18 protein-coding genes are annotated in these 17844 nt (G+C 40.9%); 8 read left to right on the top strand and 10 right to left on the bottom strand.

All coding sequences use genetic code 11. The annotated features are described in order from the left end of the window. Positions 1 to 2 precede the first annotated feature (2 nt). Positions 3 to 329: a ribosome silencing factor gene (gene rsfS / locus M1F17_RS15220; protein ID WP_004257063.1), complete on the bottom strand. Its 327-nt coding sequence runs from the start codon at positions 327 to 329 to the stop codon at positions 3 to 5. A gap of 263 nt (positions 330 to 592) precedes the next feature. Here rsfS and M1F17_RS15215 point away from each other — a divergent pair, with 263 nt between their 5' ends. Continuing rightward, positions 593 to 1315 (top strand): YbgA family protein, encoded by a 723-nt coding sequence (locus tag M1F17_RS15215; RefSeq protein ID WP_272661033.1) that lies wholly within the window; start codon positions 593 to 595, stop codon positions 1313 to 1315. Here the strand turns inward: M1F17_RS15215 and nadD are convergent. The 8 genes from nadD to M1F17_RS15175 all read right to left on the bottom strand — a co-directional run bounded on the left by nadD (position 1306) and on the right by M1F17_RS15175 (position 9587). Continuing rightward, positions 1306 to 1971, bottom strand: a complete 666-nt coding sequence (gene nadD, locus M1F17_RS15210; RefSeq protein ID WP_094961798.1) for a nicotinate-nucleotide adenylyltransferase — start codon at positions 1969 to 1971, stop codon at positions 1306 to 1308. The genes M1F17_RS15215 and nadD overlap by 10 nt on opposite strands. After that, positions 1964 to 2995, bottom strand: a complete 1032-nt coding sequence (holA, locus tag M1F17_RS15205) for a DNA polymerase III subunit delta (protein WP_094961799.1) — start codon at positions 2993 to 2995, stop codon at positions 1964 to 1966. The genes nadD and holA overlap by 8 nt, the downstream gene beginning before the upstream one ends. Further along, complete coding sequence (lptE, locus tag M1F17_RS15200; RefSeq protein WP_096864959.1) at positions 2995 to 3534, bottom strand: LPS assembly lipoprotein LptE; 540 nt, start codon at positions 3532 to 3534, stop codon at positions 2995 to 2997. Before lptE ends, holA begins: the two co-directional genes overlap by 1 nt. 30 nt (positions 3535 to 3564) lie before the next feature. Then, complete coding sequence (gene leuS / locus M1F17_RS15195; protein WP_004257043.1) at positions 3565 to 6147, bottom strand: leucine--tRNA ligase; 2583 nt, start codon at positions 6145 to 6147, stop codon at positions 3565 to 3567. A 313-nt stretch (positions 6148 to 6460) separates the two neighbouring features. After that, a complete protein-coding gene (locus tag M1F17_RS15190; RefSeq protein ID WP_004257041.1) occupies positions 6461 to 7186 on the bottom strand; it encodes an amino acid ABC transporter ATP-binding protein in 726 nt (241 codons plus the stop codon). Then, positions 7183 to 7860, bottom strand: a complete 678-nt coding sequence (gltK, locus tag M1F17_RS15185) for a glutamate/aspartate ABC transporter permease GltK (RefSeq protein ID WP_036958176.1) — start codon at positions 7858 to 7860, stop codon at positions 7183 to 7185. The genes M1F17_RS15190 and gltK overlap by 4 nt, the downstream gene beginning before the upstream one ends. A 4-nt stretch (positions 7861 to 7864) precedes the next feature. Further along, the gene (locus M1F17_RS15180; protein WP_004257036.1) at positions 7865 to 8605 is read right to left on the bottom strand and encodes an amino acid ABC transporter permease; all 741 of its coding nucleotides are present in this window, start codon (positions 8603 to 8605) and stop codon (positions 7865 to 7867) included. A gap of 115 nt (positions 8606 to 8720) precedes the next feature. Further along, a complete protein-coding gene (locus tag M1F17_RS15175; protein ID WP_004257033.1) occupies positions 8721 to 9587 on the bottom strand; it encodes a glutamate/aspartate ABC transporter substrate-binding protein in 867 nt (288 codons plus the stop codon). 607 nt (positions 9588 to 10194) lie between these two features. On the opposite strand from M1F17_RS15175, the gene M1F17_RS15170 reads away from it, so the two are divergent. The 5 genes from M1F17_RS15170 to M1F17_RS15150 all read left to right on the top strand — a co-directional run bounded on the left by M1F17_RS15170 (position 10195) and on the right by M1F17_RS15150 (position 14969). Next, entirely contained in the window at positions 10195 to 10605 is a 411-nt protein-coding gene (locus M1F17_RS15170) for a metal resistance protein (protein WP_112307277.1), read from the top strand. Between the two features lie 48 nt (positions 10606 to 10653). Beyond that, positions 10654 to 12726, top strand: coding sequence for a protein-disulfide reductase DsbD family protein (locus M1F17_RS15165; RefSeq protein WP_112307276.1), 2073 nt, complete (start codon positions 10654 to 10656; stop codon positions 12724 to 12726). Then, on the top strand, positions 12723 to 13454 hold the full coding sequence (locus M1F17_RS15160) for a DsbA family protein (RefSeq protein ID WP_110591314.1): 732 nt from the start codon (positions 12723 to 12725) through the stop codon (positions 13452 to 13454). The genes M1F17_RS15165 and M1F17_RS15160 overlap by 4 nt, the downstream gene beginning before the upstream one ends. Before the next feature lie 376 nt (positions 13455 to 13830). Beyond that, the gene (locus M1F17_RS15155) at positions 13831 to 14331 is read left to right on the top strand and encodes a redoxin domain-containing protein (RefSeq protein ID WP_096864956.1); all 501 of its coding nucleotides are present in this window, start codon (positions 13831 to 13833) and stop codon (positions 14329 to 14331) included. A 110-nt stretch (positions 14332 to 14441) separates the two neighbouring features. Then, on the top strand, positions 14442 to 14969 hold the full coding sequence (locus M1F17_RS15150) for a hypothetical protein (protein ID WP_004257009.1): 528 nt from the start codon (positions 14442 to 14444) through the stop codon (positions 14967 to 14969). A 48-nt stretch (positions 14970 to 15017) separates the two neighbouring features. Here the strand turns inward: M1F17_RS15150 and M1F17_RS15145 are convergent, their stop codons facing one another. Beyond that, a complete protein-coding gene (locus M1F17_RS15145; protein WP_164455891.1) occupies positions 15018 to 15731 on the bottom strand; it encodes an NUDIX hydrolase in 714 nt (237 codons plus the stop codon). A gap of 151 nt (positions 15732 to 15882) precedes the next feature. On the opposite strand from M1F17_RS15145, the gene M1F17_RS15140 reads away from it, so the two are divergent. Next, entirely contained in the window at positions 15883 to 16902 is a 1020-nt protein-coding gene (locus M1F17_RS15140; RefSeq protein WP_004257001.1) for an SPFH domain-containing protein, read from the top strand. Next, positions 16902 to 17825, top strand: coding sequence for a sugar kinase (locus M1F17_RS15135; protein ID WP_318837051.1), 924 nt, complete (start codon positions 16902 to 16904; stop codon positions 17823 to 17825). The genes M1F17_RS15140 and M1F17_RS15135 overlap by 1 nt, the downstream gene beginning before the upstream one ends. Positions 17826 to 17844 lie beyond the last annotated feature (19 nt).

Genomic DNA, 17844 nt, shown 5'->3' with positions numbered 1-17844 from the left:
ACTCAGCTCCAAAGCTTTTCTAATTCATACATACGACGACTTTCTTCTTGCATAATATGAACAATGGCATCGCCAAGGTCGACGACAATCCAATCAGAAATGCCTTGCCCTTCAACACCCAATGGCATTAAACCATTTTTTCGGCAAGCTTCGATTAATCTGTCAGCGACTGACATCAAATGGCGGCTTGATGTCCCTGTACAGATGATCATCTGATCGGTAATACTTGATTTCCCTTGAACATCGATAGTAATGATATCTTCTGCTTTAGCATCATCAAGCTGATCGATAATAAATTGTTGGAGTTCAGTTCCTTGCAAAAGGTTCACCTTTTATTCAAATAAACAGAATATCACGTTAAACACTGTTTGTAGTTTGTAGATAAAATAATGGCTGATAACGAATCAAACACATTAACAGCCTTGTTATTTTACCCTAGATTTTAAGAAAAATCGGCTAAATTATTTTTTATTCATTGTGGAGTGAAATTTATAGGGATATCCGTACATTTGAGCAAGAAGTTTGTGTTAACTTTACAAAATAACTCTAGAAACTGTACTCCTGAAAAACATTTTAGGATGAGATAGGTATTATGCAAATAATTAAGCCAAAAGTTTTTATATTTGAAGGGATTAATCATCTTCCTGTTAATATTCATCGACAAGTGAGTTCCATGGTTGAATTTATGACGGATTTTTCCCATGAGGACAGGCAAAACAAAGTTAATGGTATTATTTGCTTTGGCCAGCAACTCCCTGAATTACAGGGGCTATTCCCTGCTAACATTCCAATATTAACCAGTGATAAACTACAAGATACAACGTTCTGGGACTGCTTTTTGACGAAATTGTATACGTTACAAAGGTTAGATGGTTTATACAACGAATTAACACATCACAACATTATTCAATTTCATAGCTGCCACAAATATCTCATTATGGCGTATTCCCCTGTTGGCTATCAGTATACAGGGCGTTTAGTGGCGAGTATTAAAAGCAGTACCGACCTTGTGTGTTTTTTTAATCAATATAAAGCTTGTTTAATGGAAATATTGGCGACAGTGCCAGCAAGAAACACGGAAGTTAATGCGCTGAGCCATATGCAAGGTTATTTCAAACACAAAGCCACGAAGGATGAGAAAAAACGCTTATTATGGCTGATTAACGACTATTTAGCGGGGAATTTACCGTTAAACAGGCCGTTAGAGATGATGAAACAATTGCTTATTCAATACCCAGACAACTATTTAATAGAGCAAGTCATTTTTGAGCCATATCCGAATAGTTGTTCAATAAGGGAGCTCCCTTATTGCTGATAAAGGTGATGTTGATGAATATATTGCAGAACTGCATCTGGAATTAAATCGTGACAAGAGTCGCCTGAATTTAATTTTTCGCGGATCTCTGTTGCTGAGATATTTACCAGTGGAGTATCTCCAATAAAAATATACCCATTCGCCACTTGGTTTAAGGCAATAGGGTCTGTTGTTTGATGTTCTAACAGCCAGTTTTGCATTTTAGGATCGGCAAACTGTGTGGCATATCCCGGTCGGGAACAAACCAATAAATGGCAGTTATCAAGTATCCGCTCCCAGCCGTACCATTTATTAATCGATAATAAGGAATCTTGACCAATAATAAACGCCAGAGGTTTTTCTGGCCCAATTTCTTGGCGTAATTCAACCAGTGTTTCTATCGTGTAAGAAGGGCTATTTTTCTCTAATTCACGTGTATCGATAGCAAATAAAGGCGCATTTTGAATTGCGAGTTTCACCATTTCTAAACGTTGTGATGGCGTCGCTTCTGGTTGTGGGCGATGGGGGGGAACGTGGTTAGGTAACAAGATAACTTTTTCGAGCCCAACTTGTTGAGCAAGTGCTTGCACTGGACGTAAATGGCCAAAGTGAATGGGGTCGAACGTCCCACCGAATAATGCGAGCAAGTTATGTTGTTTTGAAAATGAGTTACTCATGAATAAAATTCTCTGCAAATGCTTTACCACATAATAGCATAGACAGTGACTGCAGGTCAGGCCATGGAGAATGGCTAAAATCTTGTTTAATATTGATTTCTGCTTGCGTTAATAACATTAATGCAGATTGTAATTGATGCAATGTTAAACGTTGTAAGGCTTCCGTGAGCACACCTCGGCGGTTTTGCCACACTTTGTGTTGATCAAATAATGTCTTTAACGCGGTTGTTGCAGACTGGCGTTTTAATGTAATAAGCAACATTAGATCGCGTTGGATTGATCGCAATAAAATAACAGGCTCAATATCTTCTTGCTGCAATTGCTCTAAAATATGCCATGAACGGCGGGATTTACCAGCCAATAGGGCATCAACCCAATGGTAGGGAGTAAAATGCGCAGAGTCATTAACGGCACTCTTAACCCGAGGATAGGTGAGTTTACCATCTGGATAAAGAAGAGACAGCCGCTCAAGTGCTTGCGCTAAACCAAGTAAATTCCCTTCATAACAGTAACAAAGTAGCTGGTTAGCTTCGGTTTCTAACGAAAGCCGCATACTGTAGGCGCGTTTAGAAACCCATTGTGGTAACCGCTGATATTCAGGCGTTAGGCAGCTGATATAAATAGCATCTTGGCTAATTGCTTTAAACCAAGCACTGTTTTCTTGTGCTTTAGTGAGCTTATGACCACGTAACACAAGCAGGAGATCTGAATGCAGTAATTGCGCCAGTTGGTTCAGCTTTTCAGCCATGGCAGCGTTAGGGCCATTTTCAGGCAATAACAGCGTGAGAGTTTGACGGCTAGCAAATAGGCTGAGAGCTTGGCAAAGGCTAAAAATCTCATCCCAATCAGTATGTTGCTCTAGAGAAAACGAAAAATGCTCTTCAAAGCCTTGCTCTTGTGCCGCTTTGCGGATGGCATCTTGGCTTTCTTGAAGAAGAAGGGGCTCATTGCCCCAAATTAAATAGCGGCCTCTCAGAGACTCTTGTAACGAAGAGGCCAGCTGTTCAGGGTAGATACGTGTCATTATGGTTGAGTATTCGTATCAGCCGCTTGGTTTTTTGCTTTTTCAAGTTCTGCTGAATGAACAAGCAATAATTTACGCACGATATTGCGTGCAGCTTGTTCTTGCATTTCTTGCCTTACAATTTCTTTTTCAGCATCTTTCGCCAGTGCTTCTAAAGGGTTGTCGAAGAAAGTGCGTTCAACACGGCTTTGTAAAGGATAGATAGCACCATCAGGCATTAACACTTGCACATTCATTACCAGTGTTAATTGTTTTTCTGCCGCTTTACCATCTTGATAAACGGACACAGTTTCAGTGTTTTCATTAGAACTCAGAACTTTCAAAATGGGAACACCGGCTCTTCCAGTTTCGAGAATGGTTACATTATTGAGCCGCAGTTGCTCCCTAAGCGCCCTTGTAAGGTAGCCATATGGATCACTTGAACTTAGTTGCAAAGTTCTCAGTTCCTCAGGAATTTGTGTTGTTCCTTGAAGACGAAAACCGCAACCTGCGGTGACTAGCACCGCCAGGCTCAAAAATAAAGTTATCAGATAACGCACCTGGCCTCCTTATCAGCCAACAACCTAATATTAACCTACAACAAGGTTTAGCAATTTGCCTGGGACATAGATTACTTTGCGAATGCCAACACCTTCAAGGTATTTCGCTACGCTCGGTTCATTTTTTGCCATATCTAGGACAAATTCTTGGTTTGCATCAGCCGGAACGGTGATACGACCACGAACCTTACCATTAACTTGAACGACAACCAGTTTGGTATCGTCAATCATGGCTTTTTCATCAGCAACAGGCCATTGTGCGAAATCGATGTCTGTTTGGTGACCGAGCGCTTTCCACATTTCAAAGCAAGCATGTGGAATGATTGGTGATAACATCAGCGTGATAGCCTCAAGAGACTCTTGAACTAATGCACGGTCTTGTTCCGTTTCTTGTGGCGCACGAACCAATTTGTTCATGAATTCCATGATAGCAGCAATAGCAGTGTTGAATGCATAACGACGGCTGAAATCATCAGAGACTTTCGCGATTGTTTTGTGCAGATCACGACGTAAGTCTTTTTGTTCAGGTGTTAATGTGCTGATATCTAAAGGTGAAGTTGCACCTTTTTGTGAGTGCTCGTGTACTAAACGCCAAACGCGACGAACGAAGCGGTTAGCACCTTCAACGCTGGATTCTTGCCACTCAAGGGTTAACTCTGGTGGTGCAGCAAACATCATAAATAGGCGAACGGTATCCGCACCGTATTTTTCGACCATTAATTGTGGGTCAATACCGTTGTTTTTCGACTTAGACATTTTGCTCATACCGGTATACACCAGTTCATGGCCTTCATTATCTACGGCTTTAATAATACGGTTTTTGTCGTCACGTTCAACAATGGCGTCTGCTGGAGAAACCCAAACACGCTGACCATCGCTGCCCGTATAATAGAATGCATCAGCAAGCACCATGCCTTGGCACAGTAAGCGTTTTGCTGGTTCATCTGAGTTGACTAACCCTGCATCACGCATCAACTTATGGAAGAAGCGGAAATACATTAAGTGCATGATGGCATGTTCGATACCACCAATATATTGGTCAACCGGTAACCAGTAGTTTGCTGCCTCGGGGTCTAACATGCCGTCGTCATATTGCGGGCAGGTATAACGTGCATAGTACCAAGAAGATTCCATAAAGGTATCGAAGGTATCGGTTTCACGTAATGCAGGTTGACCGTTAATGGTCATTTTTGCCCACTCAGGGTCAGCTTTAATTGGGCTGGTAATGCCGTTCATCACGACATCTTCTGGCAAAATGACAGGTAACTGGTCTTCAGGAACAGGAACGACAGTACCATCTTCCAATGTTGCCATTGGGATTGGTGCCCCCCAGTAACGTTGACGTGAAACACCCCAGTCACGTAAGCGGTAGTTTACTTTACGTTGACCTGCACCTAGTGCGACAAGTTTATCTGAAATGGCATTGAAGCCAGCTTGGTGGTCTAATCCACTGAATTCACCTGAGTTAATCAGTGCATTTTTTTCGGTCATCGCTTCTTGGGATAAATCAGGCTCATTGCCATCAGCATCGGCAATAACTGCTTTGATGGGTAAGTTATATTTGTGAGCGAATTCCCAGTCACGTTGGTCATGGGCAGGAACGGCCATAACAGCACCAGTACCGTATTCCATTAAGACAAAGTTAGCGACCCAAATTGGCAGCTTTTCTTGGGTTAATGGATGAATAACGAATAAACCGGTTGCCATACCTTTTTTATCCATGGTTGCCATATCTGCTTCCGCAGTTTTGGTATTACGGCACTCATCAATAAATTGGGCTAATTCAGGGTTATTTGTCGCGGCTTCTTTAGCCAGAGGGTGACCTGCTGCAACAGCCACATAAGTTGCCCCCATAAAAGTATCAGGGCGAGTGGTATAGACTGTTAAGGTTTCATCACGGTCTGCAACATTGAACGTGATCTCAGTCCCTTCGGAACGACCGATCCAGTTGCGCTGCATGGTTTTGACTTGCTCTGGCCAGTCATCTAATTTGTCAAGGTCGTTGAGCAGCTCTTCTGCGTAGTCGGTAATTTTAATAAACCACTGTGGGATTTCTTTGCGCTCAACAGGGGTGTCACAACGCCAGCAGCAGCCATCAACCACTTGTTCATTCGCCAAAACAGTTAAGTCATGTGGGCACCAGTTAACCGCAGAGGTTTTTTTGTACACTAAACCTTTTTCATACAATTTAGTGAAGAACCATTGTTCCCAACGGTAATATTCAGGGGTACAAGTCGTGACTTCGCGATCCCAATCGTAACCGAAACCGAGCATTTTCAGCTGGTTTTTCATGTAATCGATATTGGCATAAGTCCAAGGCGCAGGAGCAGTATTATTTTTAACCGCAGCACCTTCAGCAGGCAGACCAAACGCATCCCAACCAATTGGTTGGAGAACGTTTTTCCCCAACAAACGTTGGTAACGAGAGATAACGTCACCCATGGTGTAGTTACGTACGTGGCCCATGTGTAGTCGACCAGAAGGGTAAGGTAGCATGGACAGGCAGTAGTATTTTTCTTTGCTGTTGTCTTCAGTCACTTTGAAAGTTGCTTTTTCATCCCAGTGACGCTGTACTTTAGGCTCTATATCTTCTGGACGATATTGTTCTTGCATGGCACCGATAATCCTATGGTGAATAAATGCTACATCTGTAGCGTGAATGTCTTTCTTAATTGAGATCGCATAGCATAGCGGATCTACACCGAAAACAACAATAGTTGATTAGCTGAACCTACGAGGGAGGCTGGATATTGCTTTTCGGGGAACGGATCAGGATATTTTACGCTGATAACCAAACAACTTAACTAAAAAGTTTGTTAAATGGTAGTGGTTTATTGATCTATTTCGAATTCAGGTTGTTGCTGTTGATTTATTTGCTAATAGCGCAGTGATAAGACGAGGGAGCTAATGAGCTCCCTCTTGAATATTAATGGAGGATTTTTGCGAGAAAATCTTTTGCACGGTCGGATTGTGGGTTAGCAAAAAAATCTTCTTTTTTACTGTCTTCAACTATCTTGCCTTCATCCATAAAAATAACACGATTAGCCACTTTTTTGGCGAATCCCATTTCATGGGTAACCACCATCATGGTCATGCCTTCATTGGCTAATTCAACCATAACATCAAGCACTTCGTTGATCATTTCTGGGTCTAGCGCTGAAGTAGGTTCATCAAATAGCATAGCGATAGGATCCATACACAGTGCTCGAGCGATAGCGACACGCTGTTGTTGCCCACCTGAAAGCTGAGCTGGAAATTTATTGGCATGGCTGGATAAACCTACGCGTTCCAATAATTTCAAACCTTTTGCTTCCGCTTCTTTTTTATCGCGGTTTAATACCTTAACTTGCGCTAATGTCAAATTTTCAATAATCGACAAATGAGGAAAGAGCTCGAAGTGTTGGAATACCATCCCAACTTTAGAGCGAAGTTTTGCAAGGTCAGTTTTTTTGTTATTAACTTGAATATCATTCACAAAAATCTCACCCTGTTGAATCGGCTCTAAACCATTCACTGTTTTTATTAATGTGGATTTACCAGAACCAGATGGCCCGCACACAACCACAACCTCACCTTTTTTAACTTCAGTTGTGCAGTCTGTAAGCACCTGAAATTGGCCATACCATTTGGATACATTTTTCAGGGTTATCATGAAACAGTCCTTTTCTTAAGATAATTCACTAACATAGAAGCGCCAAAACTGACAATAAAGTACACCAGACCCGCAAACAGTACCATCTCTACTTGTGTCCCATCACGCTCACCAATATTGGTGGCGGTACGGAAAAAGTCTGTCAAACTGAGCACATACACGAGGGATGAGTCTTGGAACAGCACAATCCCTTGAGTTAACAACAATGGCACCATGGCTTTAAAGGCTTGCGGTAACACCACGAGCCGCATAGTTTGCATATTTGTCATTCCCAAAGCTAACGCCGCAGAGGCTTGTCCTCGTGAAATACTTTGAATACCAGCACGAATAATCTCAGAGTAATAGGCCGCTTCAAAAAGAGAGAAGGCTATCATCGCAGAAATTAAACGAATATCATTTTTTGGTGATAAGCCTAGAACATTTTGTAATAAGCTAGGTACGATTAAGTAAAACCACAGTAAAACCATAACCAACGGAATAGAACGGAATGTATTCACATACAAGGCCGCAAACCAGCTAATTGGTTTGAATGTGGATAACCGCATCACGGCAAGGACGGTACCCCACAATATTCCGACCACTATCGCGGTTAGTGTGATTTTTGCTGTGACAATAAAGCCATCGATTAAAAAGGGCATACTCGGAGCAATTGAGCTCCAGTCAAATTCATACATCATTTTACCGCCCTCCAAGAGTGCCAGGTAAGCGAACTTTGCGCTCTAATAACGTCATCAGAATCATGATAATGACGTTAATACCGACATAAGCTAACGTAATTGCGGTAAAGGATTCCCATGCGTGAGCAGAATAGTCCAATAGCTTTCCGGCTTGTGCTGCCATATCGACTAAGCCAATGGTTGACGCAATGGCTGAGTTTTTAACCAAGTTCAACATTTCTGACGTCATTGGTGGCAAAATAACCCGATAGGCATTGGGTAATAGAACGTAGCGATAGGTTTGTGGCAAAGTCAGCCCCATTGCGAGTGCGGCACTTTTTTGCCCTCTAGGTAGTGACTGAATGGCTGCGCGCACTTGCTCAGTCATCCGCGCTGCGGTGAATAACCCAAGGCAAAGCATTGAGGAAATAAAGAATTGATAGTTAGGATCTAAATCCATTTTAAACCAATCCCCGATTGAACGCGGGAGAAGTTCTGGAATAACTAAATACCAAGTAAAAAATTGTACAATAAGCGGCACGTTACGGAATAATTCTACGTATGCGGTACCTAAAAAAGCTAAAAAACGGTTAGGTACTGTACGTAAAATACCGAAGAATGAACCGACTAGAAATGCAATAATCCAAGCGCAAATAGAAAGTGTTACGGTGACTTCGAGGCCAGATATTAACCACCCTAAGTAGGTGGTATTCCCAAATGGGGCTTCCTGAAGGAAAATCCCCCAATTCCAGTTAATAGACATAATATTGACTTCCTGTGGGCAATGTAATTCCCGAATACTGTCGTAAGAGAGGATGCAAGGCGGGGAACGACCGCCTTGCAATTCTTACTTCAGTAATACCCTGTTTGTCTTTTTATTAGTTTAATGCTTTGTCATTTGGTTCTTTAAATAAGGCTTTCATTTCATCGGACAAAGTAAATTTCAGGTTCAGATTTTTTGGTGGAATAGGCTGATTGAACCAGCGGTCAAAGGATTTCTCTGCGACCCCTGAGGTCTGTGCATTCGCAATGGTTTCGTCGATAAGCGCTTTAAATTGAGGATCATCTTTACGCAACATACAGCCATAAGCTTCTTCAGTTTGCGGTTTGCCAACGATTTCCCAGATATCCGGTTTTTTCGCTTTTGCTCGCTCACCCGCTAACAGTGCATCATCCATCATAAAGGCAACAGCACGGCCTGACTCCAAGGTACGGAATGAGTCACCATGGTCTTTCGCGCTGATAATGCGCATTTTCATATTTTTTTCATCATTCAACTGATTCAACAGAATTTCAGAAGTCGTACCTGAGGTCACGACAACATTTTTACCGGCTAAGTCAGCAAAGTCTTTTACACCGGAATCACCTTTGGTGAGTAAGCGTGTCCCGACCACAAAGATAGTGTTAGAGAAAGCCGCTTGTTTTTGTCTTTCTACGTTATTGGTTGTTGAACCACATTCAAAATCAAATGTGCCATTTTGCAGGAGTGGAATACGGTTTTGTGATGTAATGGGAATGAGTTTGACTTGCAGATCAGGCATGTTTAATTTTTTCTTCACTGCATCAACAATGGCATTTGAATAATCCTGTGAGTAACCAACCACTTTCTGGCTATTATCATAGTAAGAGAACGGTACGGATGATTCACGATGACCAACAACTATTACACCGTTGTCTTTGATTTTTTTCAGAGTGCCGTTTAATTCTTCTGCTTGGACTGCGCAGGTTGCACCTAAAATCATCATCGATAATACAAGTTTACTTATACGCATAATTACAACTCCTTTAGAACATCGGTGTAAACCCGTTGTAATTTTAAGGGGTCATCACGAGATAACACCTGAATTACTGTGGTTTTGTAGTGTTGTGTTTGCAAATGTTTCGCAGATTTAGACAATACCGCGATTATCCGCTATATGTTTTATTGTTGTTAAAAAGTAATTAAATTTGTTAATTAATGAAAACAAATTGTTTCAATTTCGGGAGCTGTCTCGCATATTATTTGGGTAATTTTTGAATTACCGCACTAACATGGTGATTTGCCACTTAATATTGTCCTAAACTGATAGTCACGCACTGTTAAGGTGCAATCTATCTTCATTTCATGTCATATATTGGATAAAGCAATTTACGTGCCTAGTTTTGATGGAACTGCATTTTTGTTCATTGGGAAGAGAATAATATTTGTAAAGTTAGCTGATGACACTTGTACGGAATATTTTGCTGTGTAAGATGTAACCTCTATTTAACTTATAGACGGTGTAACGGTATTAATCAAAGACTGGTTTTTATCGTTATGGTTATCAAAGTCGCATAATTAGTATTATTTCAGGAAGTTATACCAAGGTGCGCATGAACAGGCATTTAAAATTAGGTAAAGGATTAGTGATATTCGCCTGTCTGATGGTATTGATTTGTATGAATCAACGCGCCGTCGGAGAGCGTCTGCTCGCCAATTTTTTTGTGCCCGACGTCTTAGCTCAAGTGCAAATTAATACTGGAGCTAACCTTTCCTATATCGAACAATCACAAGTAAAACAAGGTGATGGCAGTAGTACACATCTTTCTAGTTGTGAACTGAGCGCCAAGTCATTAATGACTTTGTTACCTGCTGTGCTTGAACCATTCTTCTTTATGCTCCTTACTTTGGCTGCGCTAACTTTATTTTGTACTAATCTATTTATATCTAGAGCAAATAATGAAGAGAAGCATGCCCCTCCAAGAGTCAGAAGACACTTACAATTTTGTAATCTTCGGAATTAACACACAACGAATAGGGATTCGTTTGTGTAATTTATTCTGGAGGAAACAATGCGTTTTTTAATTAATTCATTTTTTATATTTTTTGCACTATTTTCGAGCAGTTTATACGCTGCAGATACGGGGTGGTTGCAACCTGCGAATACGGGGTGGATGAATGACAACACTCCACGGCATGCGCAGGTCAGGTTATTAAGTTCAGCACAGGAAAATGGCAAAATTGAGGTTTTGCTTGATGTGAAACTTGATGAGGGGTGGAAAACCTATTGGCGCTCGCCAGGCGAAGGCGGAGTAGCGCCTGAAATCGTATGGTCGTCACCTGTTGAATCAACGGATTGGCAATGGCCAACACCAGGGCGCTTTGATGTCGCGGGTGTTTCAACTCAAGGTTATATGGGCGATGTGATTTTCCCTATAACAGTAACAAGTAATGAGAAGTTGGACAAACTGGCAGGAACGTTAACATTATCAACATGTAGTAATGTTTGTATTTTAACCGATTACCCATTTGAGCTCGATTTAACAGAACCTGTTCCTGCTGACTTTACTTGGGCGTTTAACCAAGCCAAAGGTGCGGTTCCACCATCAAGTGGTTTAGTTGAGCAAACCAAAGTTGGTTTTGCTAATGATAAGCTAATCATTGAATTACAAAAAAACACAGGGAACTCGTGGGAACAACCGAACATTTTCACTGATGTGGTTGAAGGGGCGGCGTTAGGCGTACCTGTAATAGAAACATCAGGAGAACATTTAACAGCAACAATAGATGTTGGTGATGATTGGGGGGGCGAGTCTCCTGATTTAACCGGAAAAACCATTTCTTTTGTGGTTTCTGATGGTGACATTTCCCAGCAAATTAGCCATCAAGTTAGCACATTTACTGGCACAATAGCGTCAAAAGTGAGCGGTGCTTCTTTATGGCAAGTAGTGTTATTTGCACTTTTAGGTGGCTTGATCCTTAATCTAATGCCATGCGTTCTTCCTGTACTCGCCATGAAACTGGGCTCAGTCTTAATGGTTCCGCAAGGTGAGCAGAAAACCATTCGTCGTCAATTTTTACTGTCTTCTTCAGGGATTTTGGTTTCCTTCTGGTTACTCGCCTTACTGATGACCTTACTGCGGGTCGGTCAGCAAGCCGTTGGCTGGGGTATTCAGTTCCAAAACCCGTGGTTTATCGGCTTTATGGTGGTGGTAACGGCGTTATTTACTGCAAATTTATTTGGTTTATTCGAAATCAACCTTGGCAGTAAGGCTAATACACGCTTGGCGACCGCAGGTGGTCATGGCAATAGTGGTCATTTCTGGCAAGGGGTATTCGCGACATTGTTGGCAACGCCTTGTTCTGCACCATTTTTGGGCACAGCCGTGGCCTTTGCACTGGCAGCGCCAATGGAAGAGTTGTGGTTGATCTTCACGGCATTAGGTGTCGGAATGAGTTTGCCTTGGCTATTAATTGCCGCTTTTCCTGCTATTGCGAGGTTGTTACCAAAACCGGGTATGTGGATGCTCAAATTGCGTGCAATACTTGGAGTCATGATGCTAGTTTCCAGCTTATGGCTAATTAGTTTATTAATTCCGCATTTTGGTGTCTCTACTTCGACCTCGATTGCTGTCATTTTCTTAGTGTTATTAGTGGTCTTTATCGCGATAAAACGTGGTGTAAGAGCAGCTATCTTGCCATTTATATTATTCGCTGTTTTTGCTGGTGGATTTGTTTGGATGACGCAAGAACAGCACTCTGGTAGCCGCTCTCTCGTTAAAGATACGGTGAATTGGCAACCGCTAACTGAACAGGCAATTGCTGATGCGCTAGCGGATAATAAACGCGTATTTATTGATGTTACCGCGGAATGGTGCGTAACCTGTAAGGCAAATAAATACAATGTATTGCTAAGAGATGATATTCAACAGCTGCTTAGTGAACCTGATGTTGTTGCTTTACGTGGTGATTGGACGAAGCCTTCACCTGAAATTACAGCATTTTTACAAAAACGTGGGCAGGTCGCTGTTCCATTTAATCAAATCTATGGCCCTAACTTGGCCGAAGGCGAAGTACTTTCAACGATACTTGATCGTGAATCGCTAATATCCGTTATGAATCAGGCCAAAGGAGCCACAAAATGAAAAAAACAATTTTAGCTGTTTTATTTTCGTCACTAATGATTGGATCAGTAGCACAGGCGGCACCTTTGAGTGCAGACCAAGAAGCACAAGTGCGTAAATTAGTGCGTGATACTTTGGTTGAAAACCCAGAAATTCTCGAAGAAGCTATCGTTGCCCTGCAAGCCAAACAAGGGGAAAAACAACAAGCCCAAATGAAAGAAACGTTAAAAGCGGAGCACGATGCTTTATTCAATGACCCAACCAGCCCGCGTATCGGTAAAAAAGATGCCAAGTTAGTTTTGGTTAACTTTACTGATTTTAACTGCCCATTCTGTAAGCGTTTCGACCCACAACTGATGGATCTTGTGAAAAAATACCCTGATGATGTGGCTGTGGTAATTAAATACTTACCATTTAAAGGCCAGACTTCAATGGATTCAGCTCAGTTAACCATGACACTGTGGCAAGAAGACCCGAAAGCATTTGAAGCTTTACACCATAAATTTATGCAAAAACAGGGCATGCTATCAGATGCAAATATCAAAGATGCTCTCAAAGCCACTGGCAACGATAAGCTAAAAGCGAGTGATAAGAGCCGCGATGGTATTCGTACCAATATGATATTGGCAGAAAAATTGGGTGTGAATGGTACCCCAGCAACATTGGTGGGTGATGAAATGATCCCAGGTGCTATTGATGCACAGCAGTTTGAGGCGGTAGTGAAGGAGCAGCTCGCTAAGCTCAAATAATCCTCGTCATACTTCGTGCTGTGGCGTTGTTGGCTTCGCTTACTAACCCTAGTCACATACTTATGTATGCTCCTAGGGCTTAGTTTCACTCGCCGCCTAGCCACAACGCGAATTATTTAGAGGATAAAGATTAAATAATCCAAACTCTAAAATTAGAGGATAAAGATTAAATAATCCAAACTCTAGAATTAGAGGATAAAGATTAAATAATCCAAACTCTAGAATTAGAGGATAAAGATTAAACAATCCAAACTCTAAAATTAGAGGATAGGAAAAAAATATTTAATTAAATGCTAAAGCATTCATTTTAAGTGGATGTTTTGGTTTCTTACATCTTTGATTTGTACTATTTGATAACAAATAGGTAAGTAACTATATGAATAAAATAAAAAAGTGGTCTAAAGAAATTATTGTTTTGGCAATTATTTTATTTATTGCCTTTACGGTGATGGATTTATGGCGCAAACCACAAACCCTTGCGCCCGTATTATTGGAGCAGCACACTCTAGTGAATGGTGAGAGCGTTTCATTAGCTGAGTTAAGTAAAGAAAAACCGATTCTAGTGTATTTTTGGGCAACTTGGTGTGGGGTATGTAATTTGACTTCGCCAACGGTATCAGAGTTAAGCCAATCAGGTATGCCAATTATTTCGGTCGCGATACGTTCAGGTGAAACATCTCGCTTAATCAAGGGAATGGAAAACAAGGAATTAACGTTTCCTGTGATTAACGATACCAGCGGTCAGCTTTCCAATGCGGTTGGGGTCAGCGCAACTCCCACATTTATGGTAATTGATAACGGTGAATTAGTCAGCTTTACATCGGGTTGGACTAGCTCTTATGGCCTAAAAATGCGTATGTGGTTGGCATCGTTTTAATTTTTCTATCATCCCCTTTGGCTTAAAAAGGGGATTTTTCTGCCTATAAGTTTAATTTATCACTATGATAAACTCATTCGGCTATATAAATAATAAAATAGGTGAATGGGATGGCGATATTTAAAAAAGTGGTTGGATTATTTTTAGGCGCGGTATTAATCACGGGATGCTCCCCTGATGTGGAAGAAAAAACGACCACGAAAGAACCATCAGGAACAATCAAAAATTCAGAAATAGAACAGCGTTATGATGAAATAAAAGCCAATTCAACAGAAGATAAAATCAATGCGTTTAATGCAAAAGGAGATGATGACCCAACGATGTTACGGGGCATTTTTCTATCTGACATGGCGGAATCATTACCTATGCTGATTGATGACGTAACACTATTGACGGAAGTGACTGCTAAAAATGGCATGTTATTTTACCAATACACTATCAAAGGGATCCCTGACAATATATTGGAAGGTGATAGCTGGCAGCAAAATATGCGTGAGATTTTAAATCGCAACTACTGCGGTAAAAATGCAGGTATGGATATTTTGCATGAAATGTTCCCTGAAGGCATTACGCATAATTATCATAAGTCTAACAAACTTATTTTTACCTATATTGTTACCCCTGCGATTTGCCAATAGTATTCATTAGAACGCCTGATAATATTTATTTATCAGGCATATCAATGATTAGAATTCTAAATTACGAATAAAACGGTAGTCCGCTGATTGTGGTTTTAAACGATACAAATTAGCGGGTCGGCCGCGCTCGTGGCGTTTCTCTCCGGTATCAATTAACAAATCAGCTTGTTCGAGTCGGCGCCTAAACGATTTATTTTGCAAAGGCTTACCAATCAAAACTTCATGGACATGCTGTAGCTCTGCTAAGGTAAAAACGTCAGGTAATGCAAAACCTGGAACTATCGAATAGAGTGATTTTTGCTTTAGGCGTTCTCTCGCGTGTTGATAAAGTTTGAGGTGGTCGAACGCAAGAGTCAGTTGTTCAATTTCATCAATAGAGACCCATTTTACAGAATCCACGGTATCAATATGGGCTTCGCAGGCTTGGTAAGCAATTAGAGCTGTATAGCAAACAGTGACAGACCAGCCTCGAGGATCTCGTTGGTGATTTCCTTCTGTACAAAGCTGCTCAACATAAGGAGGAATAACTCCTGTTTTTTCTTTTAGTTTACGTAAAACAGTCTCTTCTAAGGTTTGATCATTTTGCTCATCAATAAATCCTCCCGGTAAGCCCCATTTTCCTTTTTCAGGGAAACTTGCTCGCTCAACCAGTAATACCTTCAACGTGTTTTCATGGTAAGTAAACAAAACAGCATCGACAGTGAGTAAAGGCGATAAATAATCTTTTCTGTCATAACTAGCAAGAAACTCTTTTTCATTCATATTGTTACCACTTATCGCTAAAGATGAAGTTTAGGGTTAGATCATACAGGTAAAAATAGTTATTGTCATTAAGACATTTAATGCTTGACTTATTTTTGTCTATAAGACAATAATTAATTAAGGTCATAAAGACAATAATGAGGAATCCACTATGATTAACTTTAAATATTTCAAAGCAGACTCATCAACTTTTGTTATTCAATCGGTGAATGGGAAAGTGCGTAAGCAAGGTAAGGGGCTCAGTTTTTGGTATAACTCCGATAAAACATCCATTGCGGCACTTCCATTAAATGCCCAAGAAGCCCCATTTATTTTTAATTTACAAACGTCTGATTTCCAAAGTTTACGTATCCAGGGGCAAATTTCTTTTCAGGTAAAGCAGCCGGAAAAAACCGCGGACGTCTTAAATTTTAATTTATCTAAGGATGGGAAAAGCTACTCTTCTGAAGATCCCCTTAAATTAAGTGACCGAGTAGTGCGAGCAGCTCAAACAGTGATTCAAGCCAAAATACAAACTACTTCATTGCGAGATGCATTACTAATTAGTCAATCATTAGTGATTTTGGTAAACCAGCAATTAGCAGAGCAGGCGGTTATTGAGTCACTGGGAATTGAAATTTTGGATGTTTCTATTTCTGCCATCGCACCATTACCTGAAACGCTCAAAGCGTTAGAAGCACAAGCGAGAGAATCCATACTGAAAGAGGCTGATGATGCCATTTATGCAAGACGTAAGTTTTCTGTAGAACAAGAGCGAACAATTAAAGAAGCTGAATTAGAAACAGATTTATCTGTTCAGGCCAAAGAACAACAAATTGAAGAGGCTCGTCTTGATAATGAGCGAAAAATATTGCGAGAGCGAGCCGAAATAGAGCAAGAAGAGTTAATTGCACAAGTAAGTGCAGAGGCAAAACGCAATGAGCTGGTTGCGCTTAGTGTTGAAAACCAGCGTATACAGTCTGATGCAGATGCTTATTCCATTGAATCTAAAATGAAAGCTTATAGCCAATTACCCGTTGAAAACTTAAAAGCGTTAGCGTTGGCTAAAATGGGACCTGAGCAGTTGATGGCGATGGCATTCGAATCATTGGCACAAAATGCTGGAAAAATTGGTGAGCTCAATATATCGCCTGATTTATTTAGCCAGTTAATGAAAAAAGGAGGTAAATAATGCAAAGGAATAATGACGTGCGATTTGTATTAGTCATGCGTAAAACGCGTTTACAGGAATTGATTGAACGCTTTAACACCTGGCCTCAAGCCAAATTTTACTTGGAGCATAACCATGTTGAAGTGAGCGATTATTTAAATGAGCATGATTTATATCAGCGCCAATTAGTGCAAGCCGAATCGGTATTGAAATCATTGGGTAGATTTCAATTATTGGAACGAAAATTATTGCCTAGTTACCAATTTTCTAAACACGATATTGTTGTTGTTATTGGCCAAGATGGTTTAGTGGCGAATACCTTGAAATACTTAAATGGACAGCCAGTTATTGCTATTAATCCTGATCCTAAAAGGTGGGATGGCCAACTACTTCCTTTTGAAATAGGCCAATTGCAGGAAGTCGTGATAAATACCTTAAAAGGAAAAATAGAGCAAAAAATAGTGACTTTTGCACAAGCTACAACCAATGATGGGCAATCACTATTAGCGGTAAACGATTTATTCATTGGCCCGAAAAGCCACACTTCGGCACGCTATTTATTGAACTGGAATGGGGAACAAGAGTTTCAATCATCTTCTGGAATAATTATATCCACAGGACTTGGGTCAACGGGGTGGTTTCAATCTATTTTAGCGGGAGCACAGGCCATTATGGGAGTAAGTACTCACCCGTTGGCAAAAGGATTTGGTTGGGGGGAAAGTAAATTACAATTTAGTGTTAGGGAGCCGTTTTTAAGTAAAACGACAGGAACCAAATGGGTATTTGGCACGATTGAGCCGAGTAGCCCGTTAGCTGTTGAGTCATTAATGCCAGATAACGGCGTTATTTTTTCTGATGGCATTGAAGATGATTTCTTACAATTTAATTCAGGCTGTATTGTGACGGTGAAGATTGCGGACACACAGGGGTTATTGGTTGCTTAGCTAATTTCCCCACCTCATT

Origin of the sequence: Providencia sp. PROV073, from assembly GCF_033688125.1 — a bacterium.
Lineage (GTDB): Bacteria > Pseudomonadota > Gammaproteobacteria > Enterobacterales > Enterobacteriaceae > Providencia > Providencia hangzhouensis.
The sequence above is the reverse complement of the archived record's forward strand: the minus strand, read 5'-3'. Positions and strand labels throughout refer to the sequence as shown.

What these genes read in the sequence shown, in the direction of transcription:
- M1F17_RS15215 (WP_272661033.1), top strand. Translation starts at nt 593, where the DNA reads ATGCAAATAATTAAGCCAAAAGTTTTTATATTTGAAGGGATTAATCAT.
- nadD (WP_094961798.1), bottom strand. Translation starts at nt 1,971, where the DNA reads ATGAGTAACTCATTTTCAAAACAACATAACTTGCTCGCATTATTCGGT.
- holA (WP_094961799.1), bottom strand. Translation starts at nt 2,995, where the DNA reads ATGACACGTATCTACCCTGAACAGCTGGCCTCTTCGTTACAAGAGTCT.
- leuS (WP_004257043.1), bottom strand. Translation starts at nt 6,147, where the DNA reads ATGCAAGAACAATATCGTCCAGAAGATATAGAGCCTAAAGTACAGCGT.
- M1F17_RS15190 (WP_004257041.1), bottom strand. Translation starts at nt 7,186, where the DNA reads ATGATAACCCTGAAAAATGTATCCAAATGGTATGGCCAATTTCAGGTG.
- gltK (WP_036958176.1), bottom strand. Translation starts at nt 7,860, where the DNA reads ATGTATGAATTTGACTGGAGCTCAATTGCTCCGAGTATGCCCTTTTTA.
- M1F17_RS15180 (WP_004257036.1), bottom strand. Translation starts at nt 8,605, where the DNA reads ATGTCTATTAACTGGAATTGGGGGATTTTCCTTCAGGAAGCCCCATTT.
- M1F17_RS15175 (WP_004257033.1), bottom strand. Translation starts at nt 9,587, where the DNA reads ATGATGATTTTAGGTGCAACCTGCGCAGTCCAAGCAGAAGAATTAAAC.
- M1F17_RS15170 (WP_112307277.1), top strand. Translation starts at nt 10,195, where the DNA reads ATGAACAGGCATTTAAAATTAGGTAAAGGATTAGTGATATTCGCCTGT.
- M1F17_RS15165 (WP_112307276.1), top strand. Translation starts at nt 10,654, where the DNA reads ATGCGTTTTTTAATTAATTCATTTTTTATATTTTTTGCACTATTTTCG.
- M1F17_RS15160 (WP_110591314.1), top strand. Translation starts at nt 12,723, where the DNA reads ATGAAAAAAACAATTTTAGCTGTTTTATTTTCGTCACTAATGATTGGA.
- M1F17_RS15155 (WP_096864956.1), top strand. Translation starts at nt 13,831, where the DNA reads ATGAATAAAATAAAAAAGTGGTCTAAAGAAATTATTGTTTTGGCAATT.
- M1F17_RS15150 (WP_004257009.1), top strand. Translation starts at nt 14,442, where the DNA reads ATGGCGATATTTAAAAAAGTGGTTGGATTATTTTTAGGCGCGGTATTA.
- M1F17_RS15145 (WP_164455891.1), bottom strand. Translation starts at nt 15,731, where the DNA reads ATGAATGAAAAAGAGTTTCTTGCTAGTTATGACAGAAAAGATTATTTA.
- M1F17_RS15140 (WP_004257001.1), top strand. Translation starts at nt 15,883, where the DNA reads ATGATTAACTTTAAATATTTCAAAGCAGACTCATCAACTTTTGTTATT.
- M1F17_RS15135 (WP_318837051.1), top strand. Translation starts at nt 16,902, where the DNA reads ATGCAAAGGAATAATGACGTGCGATTTGTATTAGTCATGCGTAAAACG.